The following is a 16,649-nucleotide window of genomic DNA, read 5'->3' on the forward strand; positions in this document are numbered from 1 at the left end:
ACCCGATCCGGCTTCGAACGCAGGCCAGTCCGAGGCGATCGGTCAGCCCTGCGCCATCCGATCGTCGAACAGGCCGAACATCAGCGTCGAGGCATACATCGCGATCGCGCGTTCACGCGGCATCGTCGAGGCCCATTTGCGCATGTCGAACGCCGCGTTCTGGAGTGCCATCAACGCCTGCGCCGCGATCAGCGCATCGACCGCGCGGATCGAGCCTTCGCCGATGCCGTCCATCATCATGCCCGCATAGCGCCGCGCGATGCCGTTCGAGCGATCGACCATCGCGTTGCGTACCCCCACCGGCAGGCCGCTCAGCGCCGTGGTGCGGAGCAACGGCCCACGCTCGGCAAACTGCACGTCTAGCAGCGTCGCGACGGTGCTCGACAGCTTGTGCCAATAGCTCCCACCCTCGGCCTCGCCGCGGCTTTGCGCATCGGCGATCGTGTCGAAGCTGCGGCGATAGCACGCGATGACGAGATCGTCCTTCGCATCGAGATGGTGGTAGAAACTGCCCTTGGTGACGTTCAGCTCGGACGCGATCTTCTGCACCGATGCGCCGCGATAGCCGAGTTCGTTGATCAGGCGCGTCGCGGCGAGCAGGAACGCCTCGCGGCCCGGTTCCGCCTCGTCATGGCTGAGATCGAGCAGGGTGGGGGACCATTTGGCGTCCTTGCCGGCGATGCCGTGCGCGAACACGTCCATCAACCGTTCCTCGACACGGCCGTACTGGTCGGGCTCGTACCGCGTCAGCCAGATCGGCAGCCAGAACGTGTTCTCGAGCAGCACGTGTGCGCGTGCGCCGTTGAGATCGGTCTGCGCGCGCGACGAAGTCGGGCCCCACAACAGCCGCGTCCGACGGAACACCTCGCGCCAGCCCGCCATTAGCCGGCCGCGCATCGGCTCCTCGGTCGCGCGCAGATCGGAGAGGACCGCGAACGCCTTCTCCTCGCCGCGCTGGATCCGCCCGAGCCGATCCATGTTGAGCGCGAGATAGCGTCGCACGCGCTCCTCCGGCGTCGCTTCTTCCGCCGCGACGTCGAGCATCGCGATCAGCGATTCGAGCGTGTTCTCGAACGCCGCCGCCGCGAGGTCTTCCTTGCGCTTGAAATAATAGGTAACGCTCGTCGTGTTGAGCCCGACGCGCCGCGCCACGTCCGCGAACGTCATGCCCTTGGCACTCTGTTCGTTGATCGCTTCTGCCGCCGCGGCGAGGATCGCGTCACGCTTCGCACGGAAGCGCTTGGTGCCCTGTTCGCTCTCGTCGCTGGCCTCTTCCGGAACCTTCATCGAAACACCCTAACAGCTTCGATTTGAAGATACAGTGCTTTTTAGGCGCTTTCAGGGCGGACTTGAAAACATGCTTTCCGGTACCCTCCTCACGCTTTACCGAATGTGCGGTATGGTCTAACCCGCCTCCAAAGCGACGACGAACGGAGAGCCCGCATGGATTTCACGCTGAGCGAACGAGAGACGTATTTCCGGGATCGGGTCCGCGATTTTATCGACCAGAATATCCGCCCGCGACAGGCCGATTACGACACGCAAGCCCATGAAGGCGAGCGCTGGAAGGTCATTCCGGTGATCGAGGAGATGAAGGAGAAGGCCAAGGCTGCCGGGCTCTGGAATTTCTTCATGCCGCCGCATTCTGGCCAGACCCACGTCGACGATTCGTTCGAATTCGAGGGCACCCAGCTGACCAATCTCGAATATGCGTTATGCGCGGAAGAGATGGGCAAGGTCGGCTGGGCGAGCGAGTGCTTCAACTGCTCGGCGCCCGATACCGGCAACATGGAGGTGTTTCACCGCTATGGCACGCGCGAGCAGAAGGAGACGTGGCTCGGGCCGTTGATGCGCGGCGAGATTCGTTCGGCGTTCCTGATGACCGAGCCTGCGGTGGCGTCGTCGGACGCGACCAACATCGAGACGTCGATGGTGCGCGACGGCGATCACTACGTCATCAACGGCACGAAATGGTGGTCGAGCGGCGTCGGCGATCCGCGCTGCAAGATCGCGATCGTGATGGGCAAGACGTCGTTCGAGGGATCGCGGCACCAGCAGCAGAGCCAGATTCTCGTGCCGATGGATACGCCTGGTGTGACGATCAAGCGCATGCTGTCGGTCTATGGCTATGACCACGCGCCGCATGGGCATGGCGAAGTCGTGCTGGAGAATGTCCGCGTGCCGGTCGAGAACGTGCTGCTCGGCGAAGGGCGCGGGTTCGAGATCGCGCAGGGGCGGCTTGGGCCGGGCCGTATCCATCACTGCATGCGCACCATCGGTGTCGCCGAGACCGCGATCGAGGCGATGGCGCGACGCCTCCTCGACCGGGTCGCGTTCGGCAAGCGGATCGCCGACTTCTCGGTCTGGGAGGAACGCATCGCCACCGCGCGGATCGACATCGAGATGACGCGGCTGCTGTGCCTCAAGGCGGCGGACATGATGGACAAGGCGGGCAACAAGTCCGCGCAGATCGAGATCTCGATGATCAAGGTTGCCGCACCCAACATGGCGCTGCGGATCCTCGACGATGCGATCCAGGCGCATGGCGGCGGCGGCGTGTCGGGTGACTTCCGGTTGGCGCACGACTGGGCGGCGATGCGCACCCTGCGGTTCGCGGATGGTCCGGACGAGGTCCACAACCGATCGATCGCGCGCAACGAGTTCGGGAAATACGGCGATTTCCGCAAGGGTGGCGTGTCCAGCGGGGATGTCGGGGTGAGCCGGTAAACCTATTCAAGCCCGCCATACCTCGCCCGTCATCCCAGCGAAAGCTGGGATCTCCCCGTTCGTGTCGCGGCACTCGCCAATCGGGATACCCCAGCTTTCGCTGGGGTGACGGGTGAGGTGGAGTAACCGGGCGGATGCCGGGCCGGCGCAACGAACACAGAAATCAACGAAAGGCAGACATGAAAGCCGCAGTCCTTTTCGAAGCCAACACTCCGCTCAGCATCGAGGATGTGACCATCTCGAAGCCGACGGCACACGAGGTTATGATCCGCACGGTCGCGGTCGGCGTGTGCCGGTCCGACCTGCATTTCGTCGACGGCGCCTATCCGCATGCGATGCCGACCATTCCGGGGCACGAGGCGTGCGGCGTAGTCGAGGCGGTCGGTGACGAAGTGCGCGGCGTGAAGGTAGGCGACCACGTCGTGACCTGCCTCTCGGCGTTTTGCGGCCAATGCGAGTTCTGCGTCACCGGCCGGATGTCGCTGTGCATCGACGCCAGCGTTCGCCGTCCCAAGGGCGCGGCCCCCCGCCTCATGCTCGGCGACCGGCCGATCGCGCAGATGCTCAACCTGAGCGCCTATGCAGAGATGATGCTGGTCCACGAACACGCGTGCGTCGCGATCGACCGCGACATGCCGATGGACCGTGCGGCGTTGCTCGGTTGCGCAATTACCACCGGGGCGGGGGCGGTGTTCAACACTACCGATGTGACGCCGGGCGAGACGGTGTGCGTGGTCGGCTGTGGCGGCATCGGGTTGGCGGCGGTCAACGCGGCGAAGATCGCGGGCGCGGGCAAGATCATCGCGCTCGATCCTGTCCCCGAGAAGCGTGCGATGGCGGAGAAGCTCGGCGCGACGCACAGCATCGACGCGCTGTCTGATACCGCCGCGGACGAGGTCGTCGCGATTACCAAGGGCGGCGTGCATCACGCGATCGAGGCGGTCGGGCGCGCGCAATCGGCGGCGACCGCGGTCAAGGTCCTGCGTCGCGGCGGCACCGCGACGATCCTCGGGATGATGCCGCTCGGCGAGAAGGTCGGGCTGTCGGCGATGGACCTGCTGTCGGGCAAGCGCCTGCAGGGCGGCTTCATGGGCTCGAACCGCTTCCCGGTCGATATTCCCCGGCTGGTCGATTTCTACATGCGCGGGCTGCTCGATCTCGACACGATCATCGCCGACCGGATGCCGCTCGAGCGGATCAACGACGCGTTCGACGAACTCCGCCGCGGCGACACGACCCGTAGCGTGATCACCTTCTCGTGAACGACGCATCGACCAGCATGGTCGGCACGATCGCGGTCGGCGACAAGGACCGTCTCGACCTCGACACGCTTGGCGCGTGGATGACCGCCAACGTGCCCGGCTATGCCGGCCCGCAGACCTACGCGAAGTTCGCTGGCGGCCAGTCGAACCCGACCTATCGGCTCGACACGCCGGAGCGCGCGTACGTGCTGCGCCGCAAACCGTTCGGCTCCATCCTGCCAAGCGCGCACGCGGTCGACCGCGAATACCGCGTCATCGCCGGCCTCCACCCGACCGGCTTCCCCGTCCCGAAACCCTTTGGGCTGTGCGAAGACGCGGCGGTGATCGGCTCGGCGTTCTACGTTATGGAGATGGTCGAGGGCCGGACGATCTGGGACGGCGCGATGCCCGGCGCGACCCCGCCCGAGCGCACCGCGCATTACGAGGCGATGGTCGACACGCTCGCCGCACTTCACAACACCGATTACGCGGCGGCGGGGCTCGGGGAGTACGGCAAGCCCGGCAATTATTTCGAGCGCCAGGTCGGCCGCTGGACCAAGCAATATCGCGCCGCCGAGACCGAGCATATGGAGTCGGTCGAACGCCTGATCGAGTGGCTGCCGCGGACGCTGCCCGAGCAGACGCGCACCTCGATCGTCCACGGCGACTACCGCATCGACAACATGATCTTCGCGCCGTCGGAGCCGAAGGTCATCGCGGTGCTCGACTGGGAATTGTCGACGCTGGGCGATCCGCTGGCGGACTTCTCGTATCTGCTGATGAGCTGGGTGACCGAGCCCGAGGGGCGGTCCGGCGTGCTCGGCATGACCGGGCCGGAGACTGGCATTCCGACGATCGAACAGATTGTAGACCGCTATTGCGCCGCCACCGGCCGTGACGGCGTGCCTGACTTGAACTGGTATTTCGCCTACAACCTCTTCCGCCTGACCGGTATCGTCCAGGGCATCAAGAAGCGCATCATCGACGGCACTGCGTCGAGTGCGCAGGCGGAGAAGACGGTCGCCAAGATTCATGGGTTGGCGGATGCGGCCTGGGGGTTCGCGGTGAAGGCGGGGGCCTGATTCATCCCCCTCCCGCATGCGGGAGGGGCTAGGGGTGGGCTCGCGCTCACCATAACCGATACCGTTTGCGGAGGCCGGGCGCCCACCCCCGACCCCTCCCGCATGCGGGAGGGGAGAAGCAAGAATGTCGCAGTTCGACCTAACCGGGATGGTTGCCATCGTAACCGGCTCTTCGCGCGGGATCGGCTTGGCCTCCGCGCGCGAACTCGCCGAGCACGGCGCGAAAGTCGTCATCTCCAGCCGCAAGCAGGACGCATGTGACACCGTCGCGGCGGAACTCAACGCCAGGTATGGCGACGGCACCGCGATCGCGGTCGCCGCCAACATCTCCGACAAGGCCGGCCTCCAGCACCTCGTCGACCAGACCCGAGCCCAGTTCGGCCCCATCAACGTCCTCGTCTGCAACGCCGCCTCGAACCCTTATTACGGGCCCCAAGCAGGCATCGCCGACGACCAGTTCCGGAAGATCCTCGACAACAACATCGTCTCCAACCACTGGCTGATCCAGATGGTCGCACCCGAGATGCTGGAGCGTCGCAGCGGCAGCATAATCATCATCTCGTCGATCGGCGGACTGCGGGGCTCGCCGGTGATCGGCGCGTATTGCATCAGCAAGGCCGCCGACATGCAGCTCGCGCGCAACCTCGCGGTCGAGTTCGGTCCGTCCAACGTCCGCGTGAACTGCATCGCCCCCGGCCTGATCAAGACCGACTTCGCGCGCGCCTTGTGGGAAGACCCGCAGCGGATCGAGGCGGCGAACACCAGCGTGCCGCTCCGCCGGATCGGCGAGCCGGAAGAGATCGCGGGCGCGGTCGTCTTTCTGGCGTCGTCGGCAAGCAATTTCATGACCGGCCAGACGATGGTTATCGACGGCGGCGTTACGATCTAACCGAAGGACCATGCGATGCGCTTTACCGACAAATCGATCATCGTCACCGGCGCAGGCTCCGGCATAGGCCGTGCCGCCGCGCTCCTGTTCGCAAGCGAAGGGGGCAGGGTCGTCGTCGCCGACAAGACCGAGGGCGCGGACGAGACCGCACACCTGATCGCGCAGGCCGGCGGCACAGCGAAGGCTATCCGCATCGACGCCGGGCTCGAAGAGGACGTGATCCGCACGATCGCGCTCGCCTGCGACAGCTTCGGCGGCCTCGACGTGATGTTCGCCAATGCGGGGATCTCGGGCGGCATGGCGAACCTGTTCGACACCGACGTCGCGCTCATCACCGAGGTGTTGCGCGTCAACTTGATCGGCCCGTTCCTCGCGATCAAGCACGCCGCGCCGCGTATCGCCGAACGCGGGAAGGGGGCCATCGTCCTTACTGCCAGCGTCGCCGGCATCCGCTCAGGCGCCGGCTCGCCCGCCTATTCCGCGTCGAAGGCCGGCGTCATCAACCTCGCTGCCGTCTCGGCGCAACAACTCACCGGCTCGAACGTCCGCGTCAACGCGATCTGCCCCGGCCTGACCGAGACCGGCATGACCAAGCCCGTGTTCGATTACGCACGCGAGGCGAATAAGATGGACCGCGTCGGCCGCCTCAACCCGCTGCACCGCGGCGCGCAGCCCGAGGAACTCGCCAAGGTCGCGCTGTTCCTGGCCTCCGACGACGCCAGCTACGTCAACGGCCAGGCGATTGCGGTCGATGGCGGTCTCTCGTCGAGCCATCCCGTGACACGACAGGAATACGGCAAGACCGCCGCCTGATCCCGCTCGCGAAGACGCGGGGTACGCTTGCGTAACGACTTCGCGGGGAGCATTTGGAGCCTGCGGGCGTTGAGCGTCCGACCCCATAAAGGAGAACCCCCATGGCTTTCGAACTCCCACCGCTGCCCTACGCTTACGATGCGCTCGAGCCGGTGATCGACCAGGAAACGATGAAGTTTCATCATGACAAGCATCACGCGGCGTACACGGCGAAGCTGAACGAAGGCGTCGAGAAGGATTCCGCGCTGGCCGGCAAGTCTATCGAGGACATCCTCGGCATGATCTCGTCGCAGCCGCCGCTGGTGCGCAACAATGGCGGTGGTTTCTGGAACCACGACTTCTTCTGGAAGACGATGGCGGCCAAGAACGGCCAGGCACCGTCGGGCAAGCTCGCCGAGGCGATCGATCGCGACTTCGGCAGCCTCGACAAGCTGAAGGAAGAGTTCAACACCAAGGGTGCAGGGCAGTTCGGCTCGGGCTGGGCTTGGCTGATCGCGGACGACAGCGGCAAGCTGAAGGTGACGAGCACGCCGAACCAGGACAACCCGCTGATGGACGACGCGAAGGAGCCCGGCACGCCGTTGCTCGGTAACGACGTCTGGGAGCACGCCTATTACCTGACGTACAAGAACGATCGTCCGGGCTATCTGAAGGCCTGGTGGGACATCGTGAATTGGGACGTCGTCGGCGAGCGCTACGCGAAGGTCGCTGGCTGAACCCAATTCCCCTCCCGCTCGCGGGAGGGGCTAGGGGAGGGCGCGACGTACGTACCGGCGTCCGGTATGATCGGTCAGGCCCTCCCCCGACCCCTCCCGTGAACGGGAGGGGAGTAGATTACCCTTCGGGCGGCAGGTCGGTCACGGCTTTGTCGCCCGTTTGCAATCCGTGCTTCAGCAGCATGGGGATGTTGGCGAACGCGAAGAGCAGCGTCAGCGGGATCGCGCCCCACAGCTTGAAGCCGACCCAGAAATCCCAGGTCGTGTTGCGCCATACGGCCTCGTTCAGCACCGCCATGAACACGAAGAACACCGCCCAGTTACGCGTCAGCTTGCGCCAGCCATCCGCGGACAGGCCGGGGTAAGCGGTTGCGAGCAGCGACTGGAGCAGTGGGCGGCCAGTGACGAGCCCGAACGTCAGGATCGCAGCGAACATCGCGTAGATGATCGTTGGCTTCATCTGGATGAAGCGCTGGTCGTGGAAATAGATCGTCAGCCCGCCGAACACGACGATCAGCGCGCCTGAAAGCCACAGCATCGGCGAGATGTGGCCGGTCTTGACCTTCGACACGATCATCGCGGCGATCGTGGCGATGATGAACGCGGTGGTCGCGGCGACCACGCGGACGATCGGCAGGCCGGGGGTCAGGAAGTTCACCGCGAAGAATATCGCGAGCGGGCCGTAGTCGACCGCCATGCGGAGGCCGGGAGATAGGGGGGGCTTGGTCACTGGAATATCCACGAAATACGGTAAGATGCCGTTCGTCCTGAGCGTAGTCAAAGGACATTGCCACAAGCTGACCAGTCCTTCGACTTCGCTCAGGACGAACGGGGAGGCGGGGCAGGCGTTACTTCCGGACGCTCTCCACACCGGCGATGATCCGGCTCACTTCGTTGGCATCGAACGGGCGCAGATCCGTCATGCCCTCGCCGATGCCGATCGCGTGGATCGGCAGGCCGTATTTCTCTGCTGCCGCCACCAGCACGCCGCCGCGCGCGGTGCCGTCGAGCTTGGTCATCACGAGCCCGGTGACGCCCGCGACCTCCTTGAAGACCTCGATCTGCTGGAGTGCGTTCTGGCCGGTGGTGGCGTCGAGCACCAGTACGATGTCGTGCGGGCTCTCCGGGTTGATGCGACCCAGCACGCGGCGGATCTTGGCCAGTTCGTCCATCAGTTCGCGCTTGTTCTGCAAGCGGCCGGCGGTGTCGACGATCAGCACGTCGATGCCGGTCTCGGTCGCCTTCTTGACCGCATCCCACACCACGCCGGCCGCGTCGCCGCCCTCGGGGCCGGTCACGATCGGCACGCCGACGCGCTCGGCCCAGGTGCGGAGCTGGCCGATCGCGGCGGCGCGGAAGGTGTCGCCGGCGGCGAGCATCACACCGTAGTCCTGCTCCATCAACAGATGCGCGAGCTTGGCGATGGTGGTGGTCTTGCCCGAGCCGTTGACGCCGATGACGAGGATCACCTGCGGGCGCGGGAAGGCGTCGATCTCGATCGGCTTGGCGACCGTGGCGAGGACCTTCTCGACTTCTTCCGCGACGATCACGCGGATGCCGAGTTCCTCCATGTTGCGCTCGAAACTGCCTTCGGACAGGCGGCGGCGGATGCGGCCGGCAGTCTCGGGACCGAGGTCGGACGCGATCAGGGCTTCCTCGATGTCGTCCAGCGTCGAATCGTCGAGCCGCGCGCCGCCGAGGCCGGCGAGGTTGCCGACCAGCCGGTCGGAGGTGCGCTTGAAGCCGCCGATCAGCTTGTCGTGCCAGGTGGGGGTGGTGCTCATGTTGGTTCTCGTGTTGCGCTGAGGCGGTCGGACGTGGCGCCGGTGATCGTGATGCGGACGATGTCGCCGGGTATGGCGGGTTCGTCCAGCAGGACTTCTGCGAAATTGCCGATATGGCCGCGGTCGCCGGGGCGTTCGACGAGCAGATCCTGCGATGTGCCGACCAGCGTTTGCAGCCAGTTCGCTCGCGATGTTTCGCCGGCCTCGCGGAGGAGGGCGGCGCGGTGGCGGCGGATCTCGGGTTCGACCTGCGGCATGCGCGCGGCGGGGGTGCCGGCGCGGGGCGAATAGGGGAAGATGTGCGAGTGGACGATGTGGCAGTCGTCGATCAGCGCGCGCGTGTTGGCGAACATCGTCGCGTCCTCGGTCGGGAAGCCGGCGATCAGGTCCGCGCCTATCGCGATGTCGGAGCGGGCGGTCTTGAGGCGATCGACTAGCGCGACGCTTTCCGCGCGCGAATGGCGGCGCTTCATGCGCTTGAGGATCATGTCGTCGCCGGCCTGCAACGACAAGTGGACGTGCGGCATGATCCGGCGTTCGGTCGTCAGCAGCGCGAAGAGACGGTCGTCGATCTCGATGCCGTCTAGTGATGACAAGCGCAGGCGTTCGAGCTTTGGCACGTGATGCAGGACGCGTTCGACGAGGTGGCCGAGCGTCGGCGCGCCGGGGAGGTCGGGGCCGTAGCTGGTGAGGTCTACGCCGGTGAGGACGATCTCGCGGTGGCCTGCGTCGACGAGGCCTGCGATCCGGTCGACGGCCGCGCCTGCGGGGACCGAGCGGCTGGGGCCGCGGCCGAACGGGATCGCGCAGAAAGTGCAGCGGTGGTCGCAGCCATTCTGGACCTCGACGAAGGCGCGGGCGTGCGCTGAGAAGCTGGCGGCGAGGTGGGGCGCGGTCTCGCGGACCTGCATGATGTCGGACACTACTACGACATCGTCGGACGTCCATGCCGAAGAGGTCAGCTTGTCCGCGTTGCCGACGACGCGGTCGACTTCGGGCATCGCGGCGAAGCTCGCGGGGTCAATCTGCGCGGCGCATCCGGTGACGACGATCTGCGCTTCGGGACGGTCGCGTTTGGCGCGGCGGATCGCGACCCGCGTTGCCTTCACCGCGGCGTTGGTGACCGCGCAGCTGTTGACCACGACCATGTCCCGCCCGGCGACGAGCGCGCGGATGGTCTCGCTTTCGGCGATGTTGAGGCGGCAGCCGAGGCTGATGACCTCTGGCTGCGGGGCAGATGGCATGGGCCGCGATTTAGGAGGGGTGGGGGGGGAAGTCCACGGTTGGTGTTTCGGGGGGAGGGCCGACACCTTGTTCTCTGCGAACGCAGGGGCCCGAGGTACCAGCCGCAGCGCTGCTTGATCCTGGGCTCCCGCCTTCGCGGGAGAACTAGCGTAATGGAGGTGCTCCTCATCCATCAGATACCACCCCGGCGAAGGCCGGGGCCCAGTTGGGGAACGTTGCTAACTACGGACTACCCGCGGTTACTGAGACCTTTCCAATTGGGCCCCGGCCTTCGCCGGGGTGGTCGTGAGTTGGGATAGGCCACCCAAGACTAAGCGTGTATCGCGATCACCCCGCCAGCCGCGGCGCAATGCCGCGAGGTGGTGGCACGCTCCGGTCGGGCCGCTGCGCCAGCAATCGTTTCTCGGCCAGCAATCGCCGGATCTGCGCAGCGCCCAGCGGTCGCCCGTACAGATACCCCTGACCCTTCGCGCAGCCGATCGCGCGTAGGCGTTCTTCGATCGCGGCGTCCTCGATGCCTTCCGCGGTCGTCGGCAAATTGAGGCTGTCCCCCAGCCGCACGATCGTGTTGACGATCGCCATGCTCTCCGGATTGTCGAGGATCGACGAGACGAAGCTCTTGTCGATCTTGATCCGGTCGAACGGCAGCGCGCGCAGATGCGCCAAGCTCGAATAGCCGGTGCCGAAATCGTCGAGTGCGAGGCGGATGCCCTGGTTTTTCAGGCTCCCCACGATCGACTGCGCGAGGGGAAGATTGTCGAACAGCGCGCTCTCGGTGATCTCGATCTCGAGCCGGCTGGCGGGAAAGCCCGTCTCGACCAGCGTCTTGATGATCTTCTGCGCGAGCCACGCGTCGCGTAGCTGGAGCGGGGAGACGTTGACCGAGAGGGTGAGCCCGGCGTCCCAGTCCCGCGCTGCGGTGAACGCCTGGTGCATGATCGACAGCGAGAGGTCGCCGATCAGGCCGATCTCCTCGGCGATGGGGATGAACACGTCCGGCGCGATCGTCCCCCTGATGGGATGCTCCCAGCGCGCCAGGACCTCGAAACCGGTGATGAGGCCGGTCGTAAGGTCGACCTGCTGCTCGAAATACGGGACGATCTCCTGCGCGGGAATTGCGTGGCGCAGGCCCGCTTCGAGTTCGCCGCGTAGTTGGAGTGACCGCTCCATCGACCGATCGAACCAGGCATGGCGGCCGCGTCCGGCGGTCTTGGCAGCATGGAGCGCAATGTCGGCATTTCGCAGGAGCGCGTCGACCGAGGCGCAGTCGACGTCCGACCTGGCGATACCGATCGACACGCTCATGTGGATGTCGACGCCATCGGCGCGGAACGGCAGCGCGAGACCGGCGATCATGCGCTCGGCGATCCGATCGGCCACGTTCTTGTGCGCCGAGTCGAACACGAAGGTGCAGGCGAATTCGTCTGCGCCGAGCCGTGCGAGCAGGCTGGCACCCGGTGCGATCGCGGCGATCGTCTCGGCGACATAGACGAGCAGCAGGTCGCCGACCGCATAACCGTGCAGGTCGTTGACGCCCTTGAAGTGATCGATGTCGATCGTCAGCATGGCCATCGCCTTGCCGCGGCGGCGGGCGCTGGCGAACAGGGTCGCGCCGTCTTCGGACAGGCTGCGGCGATTGAGGAGCCCGGTGAGCGGATCGCGCTGTGCCAGAGCCTCGGCGCGATGACCCGCGTCGGTCAGCGTGCTCAACTCCGCCGCCAAGGCGCGATACCGGAACCAGCCGAACAGGATCAGCGCGATGTTGAGCAGCATCGCCGCGACCAGCGTCCGGTCGAACACCTCGGTGCTGCTGTGGAAATGCGCGACCGACTTGACGAGTACCGTGCCGCCGGTGCCGACGAACAAAAGGGTTGCGGCGCCCGTAACGGCGCCGGTCATGAATTCCCGACTTATGTTGCGGGGCGCGCGCGGCGCCGCCGACTTTGCGGTCATGGTATAGCCTGTCCGGTCTTCGATTGGTCTGCGGTGTGCCATGCGACAGGTGTAAGATATGTTAAGAAGCCGTTTAGGCGGGACGGAGCGTGGCCTGCGCGCGCCTGATTGATCTGCATCACGATATTAGTATTTTCCGCAATCGCGCTGGTCAGTCTGGACGCTGCTTTCGCCGGAGAACAAGGAGGCGCCTCCTCGACAAGGCTGACTCCGAGCCCATCTTGCATCCCCACCCACATTCCAGTAGTGGGCGCATCACGTTCCGTTACGGGGCGCATTGGACGAGCATCCAAGGATGCACGCTGGCCGGCGAGGTTTCGCCCGCCGGCGCTTTTGCGTTGTGTTGCGGTGATTTGGAGTATTTCGATGTTCGAAAGCCTGAGCGATCGACTTGGCGGCGTCTTCGACCGCCTTCGCGGCCGGGGTGCGCTGACCGAAGCGGACGTGCGCGCGGCGATGCGCGAGGTGCGCGTCGCGCTGCTCGAAGCCGACGTCGCGCTGCCCGTCGCGCGCGAGTTCGTCGAGAAGGCGACCGAGAAGGCGATCGGCCAGAACGTTCTGCGCTCGGTCACGCCGGGGCAGCAGGTCGTCAAGATCGTCAGCGATGCGCTGGTCGAGATGCTCGGCTCGGATGCCGTCGAGCTGGAGCTGGGCGTCACGCCGCCGGCCGTCATCATGATGGTCGGCCTCCAGGGCTCGGGCAAGACGACCACGACCGCCAAGATCGCCAAGCGGCTGGCGGCAGGGCAGGCCAATTTCGGGCAGGCTGGCCGCGAGCGCAAGAAGGTGTTGATGGCGTCGCTCGACGTCAATCGCCCGAACGCGCAGGAACAGCTGGCGACGCTCGGCACGCAGATCGACGTCGCGACGCTGCCGATCGTGCAGGGCCAGCAGCCGGTCGATATCGCCCGCCGCGCGATGCAGGCGGCCAAGCTGCAGGGCTATGACGTCCTGATGCTCGACACCGCGGGTCGACTTCATGTCGACCAGGCGTTGATGGACGAGATGAAGGCGGTTGCCGACGTCGCCAATCCCGCCGAGATCCTGCTCGTCGTCGACTCGCTGACCGGTCAGGACGCGGTCAACGTCGCGCAGAACTTCAGCGACCAGGTGCCGCTGACGGGTATCGTGCTGACCCGCATGGACGGCGATGCCCGCGGCGGCGCGGCGCTGTCGATGCGCGCGGTCACCGGCAAGCCGATCAAGTTTGCAGGCACCGGCGAGAAGCTCGATGCGCTCGAGGCGTTCCATCCCGAGCGCGTCGCGGGCCGCATCCTCGGCATGGGCGACGTCGTCAGCCTGGTCGAACGCGCCGCGGAGTCGATCCAGGCCGAAGACGCCGAGCGGATGGCCGCCAAGATGGCCAAGGGTCAGTTCGACATGAACGACCTGCGGGCCCAGCTCGCGCAGATGCAGCGGATGGGCGGGCTCGGCGCACTGGCGGGGATGATCCCCGGCATGAAGAAGGCGCAGGGCGCGGTCGCGTCGGTCGGTGGCGAAAAAGTGCTGGTGCACATGGACGCGATGATCGGTTCGATGACGATCAAGGAGCGCAACAAGCCCGAGCTGATCAACGCCAAGCGCAAGATCCGCATCGCCAAGGGCTCCGGGACGACCGTCCAGGAGGTCAACAAGCTGCTCAAGATGCACCTCGAAATGTCGACCGCCATGAAGAAGATCAAGAAGATGGGCGGCATGAAGGGCATGATGGCGATGCTCGGCAAGGGCGGCCTGGGCGGCGGTCTCGGCGGCATCGGCAATGCGATCGGCGGGCCGCAGATGGGCGACATGCTCAACAAGGCTGGCGCCGGTGGCCTGCCCGGCGGTGGCGGTGGTCTACCGGGGCTTGGTGGCCCCAAGATGCCGCAGATGCCTGCCGGTTTCGACGATTTTCTGAAGAAGAAATAACCTCCTTATCCAACCACGACACCTCGGCTCGCGCCGGGGACTCTATCTAGAAGACGAAGGAAAATATCATGGCAATCAACATTCGCCTCGCGCGCGGTGGCTCCAAGAAGCGTCCTTACTACAAGATCGTCGTTGCCGATGCGCGTTCGCCGCGTGATGGCCGCTTCATCGAGAAGATCGGCAACTACAACCCGCTCCTCGCCAAGGACAACGAGCAGCGCGTGCAGCTCGACGCCGACCGCGCGAAGCATTGGCTGAGCGTCGGCGCGCAGCCGACCGACCGCGTCGCGCGCTTCCTCGACCAGGCTGGCGTGCTCGAGCGTTCGGCGCGCAACAACCCGAACAAGGGCAAGCCCGGCGAGAAGGCCACCGAGCGCGCTGAAGAGCGTGCGACCAAGGCGGCTGAAGCTGCCGAGGCTGAAGCTGCTGCGAAGGCTGCACCTGCTACGGGCAGCAACGAAGAGACCGAGCAGGTCGTCGCTGCCGAAGTCGAAGACGCAACGAGCGCTTCGTAAGATCCGGGGGCGGTCGGGACATCCCGGCCGCCCTTGTTCCGTCATCCCGGCGAACGCTGGGATCCAGAGCCGGGAACGACCCCGTTCGGGACTCTCGATCCTGGGTCGAGCCCGGGCTGACGGAAGCTGACGACGGGCGCGCAACCGCACCCGAACCGGACTTCATGCGTTCTCTCAATCGGTAACCCCGAACAGGAGCGCATGATGGCCCCCGAATCCGACCCCCGCACAGCCCCCGCACCCGAGGACATCGAAGATGCCACCAACCAAGGCGTCTCCGCCGACGACCCCGCCGAAGGCTCCGACGACACTCCCGGTCGCGGCGAAGGCTCCGCGCAAGGCTGACGTGACGCTCGCTGTCGTCATCGGTGCGCACGGCATCGGTGGCGAAGTGCGGCTGAAGGTCTTCGCCGAGAATTTCGGAAGCTATAAGAGCTTCAACAATGGCGCGCTGTCGCTAAAGTCCGCGCGCAACGGCAACAACGGCATGATCGCGCGCTTTGCCGAGGTCGCCGATCGCAACGCTGCTGAGGCGATGCGCGGAACCGAATTGACGGTGCCTCGGTCGTCGCTGCCGCCGCTGGAAGATGGTGAGTATTATCACACGGATGTGATCGGACTCGATGTCGTCTCGACCGATGGCGAGGCGATCGGACGGGTCGTTGCGATCGATAATTTTGGCGCGGGCGACGTGATCGAGATCGAGCGGCCGCCCGTGGACGACAAGCCCGGCAAGCGGTTCATGATCCCGATGCGCCCTGAAGCCGTTCCCGAATGGGATGCCGACCGGCTCATTGTCGAGGCTTCGTTCGCGGCTGAATAAGCCTTGTTCTCCCAAGTGGAGTAGCGATTACCGCCGGAGCGGACTCTGCTCGGCGAGCATGTTGCGGATCGTTGTTGCGGCGACGCCGGCTTCGCCCATTGCGTGACTGATCTGGTCGAGACCCTTCACCACGTCGCCGGCTGCGAACAGGCCGGGGATTGAGGTTCGCTGGTGCGAGTCGACTTCCAGGCACCCGTCCTCGGATGCGCGTGCGCCTGCTGCGACGGCCAGTTCCGAACGGATGACCGATCCGAGCGCCGGATAGATGCTGTCGAACGACAACCGTCCTTCCACGGTGTCGAGTGCGAGCTTGTCGGCCTCGATCGCGTAGTTGCCGCATGGGCCGCCGACGCGGACGATTCCGGCATCGTCTAGCGCCGCTTCGCATGCCGGATCGAGATCGTGGCTCCCCTCGGGCGCGATCAGCGTTACGTCCTTTGTGTAACCGCGTAGGAACAGCGCCTCGCGCATGCCGTGGTCGCCAGTGCCGATGATGCCGACGCGCTTGTCGGTGACCTCGTAGCCGTCGCAGATCGGGCAGTAGCGGAGGAGGCCGGCTTCGAGCGCTTCGTCGTGGATGGCGTCGGGCATGTTTGGACGGTTGTTCACGACCCCGGTGGCGAGCAGCACGCTCCGGGCTCGCGCCCCGCGATCGCCAAGTCTTACGGTGAAGCCGTCGTCGTCGACCTCGATCGCATCTACCCGCACACCCTCGCGGACTGCGCCATAGGTTTCCGCCTGTGCCAGCATTCGGGCTAGCAGGTCCGTGCCGCGGATGCCTTCGGGATAGCCGGCGTGGTTGTGCGTGCAGGGGATCAGCGCGGCGCGGCTGCTGCCGCAATCGAACAGGCGGATCGAGAGGTGGAACCGCGCGAGATAGATGGCTGCGGTCAGGCCTGCCGGGCCGGCGCCGATGATGATGCAATCGTCCATTCGCCGCGAGCGTTTCGGCA

16 protein-coding genes are annotated in these 16,649 nt (G+C 65.7%); 10 read left to right on the forward strand and 6 right to left on the reverse strand.

Features of this window, described 5'->3' with window-relative positions; genetic code table 11:
• Positions 1-42: 42 nt before the first annotated feature.
• Entirely contained in the window at positions 43-1,287 is a 1,245-nt protein-coding gene (locus tag IFR23_RS01835; protein ID WP_192974458.1) for a TetR/AcrR family transcriptional regulator, read from the reverse strand.
• A gap of 156 nt (positions 1,288-1,443) precedes the next feature.
• Here IFR23_RS01835 and IFR23_RS01840 point away from each other — a divergent pair, with 156 nt between their 5' ends.
• The 6 genes from IFR23_RS01840 (at position 1,444) to IFR23_RS01865 (ending at position 7,468) form a co-directional block, all read left to right on the forward strand.
• On the forward strand, positions 1,444-2,727 hold the full coding sequence (locus IFR23_RS01840; RefSeq protein ID WP_192974459.1) for an acyl-CoA dehydrogenase family protein: 1,284 nt from the start codon (positions 1,444-1,446) through the stop codon (positions 2,725-2,727).
• Positions 2,728-2,906: 179 nt separating this feature from the next.
• The gene (locus tag IFR23_RS01845) at positions 2,907-3,989 is read left to right on the forward strand and encodes a Zn-dependent alcohol dehydrogenase (protein ID WP_192974460.1); all 1,083 of its coding nucleotides are present in this window, start codon (positions 2,907-2,909) and stop codon (positions 3,987-3,989) included.
• Positions 3,990-4,006: 17 nt separating this feature from the next.
• Complete coding sequence (locus IFR23_RS01850) at positions 4,007-5,050, forward strand: phosphotransferase family protein (protein ID WP_192974629.1); 1,044 nt, start codon at positions 4,007-4,009, stop codon at positions 5,048-5,050.
• 124 nt (positions 5,051-5,174) lie between these two features.
• Positions 5,175-5,939: an SDR family oxidoreductase gene (locus IFR23_RS01855; RefSeq protein ID WP_192974461.1), complete on the forward strand. Its 765-nt coding sequence runs from the start codon at positions 5,175-5,177 to the stop codon at positions 5,937-5,939.
• A gap of 15 nt (positions 5,940-5,954) precedes the next feature.
• Entirely contained in the window at positions 5,955-6,752 is a 798-nt protein-coding gene (locus IFR23_RS01860) for an SDR family NAD(P)-dependent oxidoreductase (protein ID WP_192974462.1), read from the forward strand.
• Between the two features lie 101 nt (positions 6,753-6,853).
• Positions 6,854-7,468, forward strand: a complete 615-nt coding sequence (locus IFR23_RS01865) for a superoxide dismutase (protein WP_192974463.1) — start codon at positions 6,854-6,856, stop codon at positions 7,466-7,468.
• Positions 7,469-7,586: 118 nt separating this feature from the next.
• Here IFR23_RS01865 and IFR23_RS01870 read toward each other — a convergent pair whose 3' ends face one another.
• From IFR23_RS01870 to IFR23_RS01885, 4 genes are all read right to left on the reverse strand, one after another.
• Complete coding sequence (locus tag IFR23_RS01870; protein ID WP_342344844.1) at positions 7,587-8,198, reverse strand: septation protein A; 612 nt, start codon at positions 8,196-8,198, stop codon at positions 7,587-7,589.
• Positions 8,199-8,316: 118 nt separating this feature from the next.
• A complete protein-coding gene (ftsY, locus tag IFR23_RS01875; protein ID WP_056051078.1) occupies positions 8,317-9,252 on the reverse strand; it encodes a signal recognition particle-docking protein FtsY in 936 nt (311 codons plus the stop codon).
• Positions 9,249-10,496, reverse strand: a complete 1,248-nt coding sequence (mtaB, locus tag IFR23_RS01880; RefSeq protein ID WP_192974464.1) for a tRNA (N(6)-L-threonylcarbamoyladenosine(37)-C(2))-methylthiotransferase MtaB — start codon at positions 10,494-10,496, stop codon at positions 9,249-9,251. The genes ftsY and mtaB overlap by 4 nt, the downstream gene beginning before the upstream one ends.
• Positions 10,497-10,824: 328 nt before the next feature.
• Positions 10,825-12,396, reverse strand: a complete 1,572-nt coding sequence (locus tag IFR23_RS01885) for a putative bifunctional diguanylate cyclase/phosphodiesterase (RefSeq protein ID WP_107962215.1) — start codon at positions 12,394-12,396, stop codon at positions 10,825-10,827.
• 420 nt (positions 12,397-12,816) lie between these two features.
• Here IFR23_RS01885 and ffh point away from each other — a divergent pair, with 420 nt between their 5' ends.
• The 4 genes from ffh (at position 12,817) to rimM (ending at position 15,696) form a co-directional block, all read left to right on the forward strand.
• Complete coding sequence (gene ffh, locus IFR23_RS01890) at positions 12,817-14,358, forward strand: signal recognition particle protein (protein WP_192974465.1); 1,542 nt, start codon at positions 12,817-12,819, stop codon at positions 14,356-14,358.
• A gap of 68 nt (positions 14,359-14,426) precedes the next feature.
• Complete coding sequence (gene rpsP / locus IFR23_RS01895) at positions 14,427-14,873, forward strand: 30S ribosomal protein S16 (protein ID WP_107961785.1); 447 nt, start codon at positions 14,427-14,429, stop codon at positions 14,871-14,873.
• A 204-nt stretch (positions 14,874-15,077) separates the two neighbouring features.
• A complete protein-coding gene (locus tag IFR23_RS20500) occupies positions 15,078-15,218 on the forward strand; it encodes a hypothetical protein (protein WP_244655387.1) in 141 nt (46 codons plus the stop codon).
• Between the two features lies 1 nt (position 15,219).
• Positions 15,220-15,696: a ribosome maturation factor RimM gene (rimM, locus tag IFR23_RS01900; protein WP_342344845.1), complete on the forward strand. Its 477-nt coding sequence runs from the start codon at positions 15,220-15,222 to the stop codon at positions 15,694-15,696.
• 27 nt (positions 15,697-15,723) lie between these two features.
• On the opposite strand, the gene IFR23_RS01905 is transcribed toward rimM, so the two are convergent.
• On the reverse strand, positions 15,724-16,629 hold the full coding sequence (locus IFR23_RS01905; protein ID WP_192974631.1) for an NAD(P)/FAD-dependent oxidoreductase: 906 nt from the start codon (positions 16,627-16,629) through the stop codon (positions 15,724-15,726).
• Positions 16,630-16,649: the final 20 nt, after the last annotated feature.

Origin of the sequence: Sphingomonas sp. CFBP 13603, from assembly GCF_014892665.1 — a bacterium.
GTDB lineage: Bacteria > Pseudomonadota > Alphaproteobacteria > Sphingomonadales > Sphingomonadaceae > Sphingomonas.

What these genes read in the sequence shown, in the direction of transcription:
- IFR23_RS01835 (WP_192974458.1), bottom strand. Translation starts at nt 1,287, where the DNA reads ATGAAGGTTCCGGAAGAGGCCAGCGACGAGAGCGAACAGGGCACCAAG.
- IFR23_RS01840 (WP_192974459.1), top strand. Translation starts at nt 1,444, where the DNA reads ATGGATTTCACGCTGAGCGAACGAGAGACGTATTTCCGGGATCGGGTC.
- IFR23_RS01845 (WP_192974460.1), top strand. Translation starts at nt 2,907, where the DNA reads ATGAAAGCCGCAGTCCTTTTCGAAGCCAACACTCCGCTCAGCATCGAG.
- IFR23_RS01850 (WP_192974629.1), top strand. Translation starts at nt 4,007, where the DNA reads ATGGTCGGCACGATCGCGGTCGGCGACAAGGACCGTCTCGACCTCGAC.
- IFR23_RS01855 (WP_192974461.1), top strand. Translation starts at nt 5,175, where the DNA reads ATGTCGCAGTTCGACCTAACCGGGATGGTTGCCATCGTAACCGGCTCT.
- IFR23_RS01860 (WP_192974462.1), top strand. Translation starts at nt 5,955, where the DNA reads ATGCGCTTTACCGACAAATCGATCATCGTCACCGGCGCAGGCTCCGGC.
- IFR23_RS01865 (WP_192974463.1), top strand. Translation starts at nt 6,854, where the DNA reads ATGGCTTTCGAACTCCCACCGCTGCCCTACGCTTACGATGCGCTCGAG.
- ftsY (WP_056051078.1), bottom strand. Translation starts at nt 9,252, where the DNA reads ATGAGCACCACCCCCACCTGGCACGACAAGCTGATCGGCGGCTTCAAG.
- mtaB (WP_192974464.1), bottom strand. Translation starts at nt 10,496, where the DNA reads ATGCCATCTGCCCCGCAGCCAGAGGTCATCAGCCTCGGCTGCCGCCTC.
- IFR23_RS01885 (WP_107962215.1), bottom strand. Translation starts at nt 12,396, where the DNA reads ATGACCGGCGCCGTTACGGGCGCCGCAACCCTTTTGTTCGTCGGCACC.
- ffh (WP_192974465.1), top strand. Translation starts at nt 12,817, where the DNA reads ATGTTCGAAAGCCTGAGCGATCGACTTGGCGGCGTCTTCGACCGCCTT.
- rpsP (WP_107961785.1), top strand. Translation starts at nt 14,427, where the DNA reads ATGGCAATCAACATTCGCCTCGCGCGCGGTGGCTCCAAGAAGCGTCCT.
- IFR23_RS20500 (WP_244655387.1), top strand. Translation starts at nt 15,078, where the DNA reads ATGGCCCCCGAATCCGACCCCCGCACAGCCCCCGCACCCGAGGACATC.
- IFR23_RS01905 (WP_192974631.1), bottom strand. Translation starts at nt 16,629, where the DNA reads ATGGACGATTGCATCATCATCGGCGCCGGCCCGGCAGGCCTGACCGCA.